This window comes from Protofrankia sp. CiP1_Cm_nod2, assembly GCF_920664355.1.
Lineage (GTDB): Bacteria > Actinomycetota > Actinomycetes > Frankiales > Frankiaceae > Protofrankia.
This window is the reverse complement of sequence record NZ_CAKKTL010000013.1, coordinates 22,831-24,869: the sequence shown is the minus strand read 5'-3', so window position 1 is coordinate 24,869 and position 2,039 is coordinate 22,831. Positions and strand designations below refer to the sequence as shown.

Genomic DNA, 2,039 nt, shown 5'->3' with positions numbered 1-2,039 from the left:
CGTTGAGTCGGTGGAACAGCCACTCCGGCTTCTGGGTCCCCGCGATCTACAAATCCGAGTCGGATTGAAACTCCTTCGGCTGGCCCAGCCGGGCGATGGTCGGGGTCCCCGCGATCTACAAATCCGAGTCGGATTGAAACGGGTGCGCAGGATCCGGCCGTCGCCCAGGCCGGTCCCCGCGATCTACAAATCCGAGTCGGATTGAAACACTTGTCCGCCCATCCGGAAATTTCCCCCCGTGTCCCCGCGATCTACAAATCCGAGTCGGATTGAAACCACCACCACGCCAACGAGCCGGCCCCTCCGAAAGTCCCCGCGATCTACAAATCCGAGTCGGATTGAAACCATGCTCGTGCTCGCCGACGGCATCGGCGTGTGGTCCCCGCGATCTACAAATCCGAGTCGGATTGAAACCGGTTGAAGGACCACATGGCAGTTCCTCCGGTCCCCGCGATCTACAAATCCGAGTCGGATTGAAACCGACGAGGTGCATGTTCGCCGCTGCATTCAGTAGTCCCCGCGATCTACAAATCCGAGTCGGATTGAAACCTAAACCAAGCAGGAACCAGCTTGCGACCCGCGGTGTCCCCGCGATCTACAAATCCGAGTCGGATTGAAACCCATCGTCCCTCCGGACGATGACCGTCACTCCGGTCCCCGCGATCTACAAATCCGAGTCGGATTGAAACTTCGTTACTCGCTCTGTCACGAGTCCTGACAGGTCCCCGCGATCTACAAATCCGAGTCGGATTGAAACAAGTGGCCGTGGTACCACAGGATGGCCTTGAGTCCCCGCGATCTACAAATCCGAGTCGGATTGAAACCGGTCGAGGTCGACCTCCTGCCCATCGATGATGAGGTCCCCGCGATCTACAAATCCGAGTCGGATTGAAACCTCCACCTGTATGAGCCGTGCCCAGCGCTCAGCGGTCCCCGCGATCTACAAATCCGAGTCGGATTGAAACTATGGCCCATATTACGGGCTTTTGGGAGCTTGTCCCCGCGATCTACAAATCCGAGTCGGATTGAAACCCGCCCATGAACCCTGAATCATATCCAGGGAAACATTGGTCCCCGCGATCTACAAATCCGAGTCGGATTGAAACCATCGGGTCGCCCGACACCCGCATCTGGAACATGTCCCCGCGATCTACAAATCCGAGTCGGATTGAAACCCCTTGAGGATCCACTTCGACGGGCGGGCCTGGACCGTCCCCGCGATCTACAAATCCGAGTCGGATTGAAACACGAGCCAGTTCCTCACTCTGATTGAGGGGTGGTCCCCGCGATCTACAAATCCGAGTCGGATTGAAACCTGACGCCACCCTGCGGTGTGGCCATGAACTGGTCCCCGCGATCTACAAATCCGAGTCGGATTGAAACCTAGGAGCTTGCCGGTGACACCGGAGTTCCAGGTCCCCGCGATCTACAAATCCGAGTCGGATTGAAACCAGGAAGCCCGCGACGGTGAACGTATCGACGGGGTCGTCCCTGCGATCTACAAATCCGAGTCGGATTGAAACCCTGGGAGCACGCCGCCGCCACGGGGGGCGGCGGTAGTCCCCGCGATCTACAAATCCGAGTCGGATTGAAACACCGGGTGGCCGAGCGAAACGAGGGTTGCCAGGTCCCCGCGATCTACAAATCCGAGTCGGATTGAAACACGGAAGCATACTCCCCCCTCAATACCTGTTGGTCCCCGCGATCTACAAATCCGAGTCGGATTGAAACGCATTTGCATCCTCCAGCGCGGGATATGTGCGGTTGTCCCCGCGATCTACAAATCCGAGTCGGATTGAAACCAGACCACCCAGACGACCCAGGCCCCGGACCAGGTCCCCGCGATCTACAAATCCGAGTCGGATTGAAACGAGACACCTCCACGACTGCCCCTGTGGTGGCGGTCCCCGCGATCTACAAATCCGAGTCGGATTGAAACCTCGGTCACCGGGGTGACGTGGCCGTTGATGAGTCCCCGCGATCTACAAATCCGAGTCGGATTGAAACGGCTTCGGCGACAGTCCCAAACTTACTCATGT

The 2,039-nt window shown here is 58.1% G+C and carries 1 CRISPR repeat array.

Annotated elements, in window-relative coordinates:
• Positions 1-35: 35 nt before the first annotated feature.
• Positions 36-2,007: direct repeats of the CRISPR family, unit length 36 nt; unit sequence GTCCCCGCGATCTACAAATCCGAGTCGGATTGAAAC.
• Positions 2,008-2,039 lie beyond the last annotated feature (32 nt).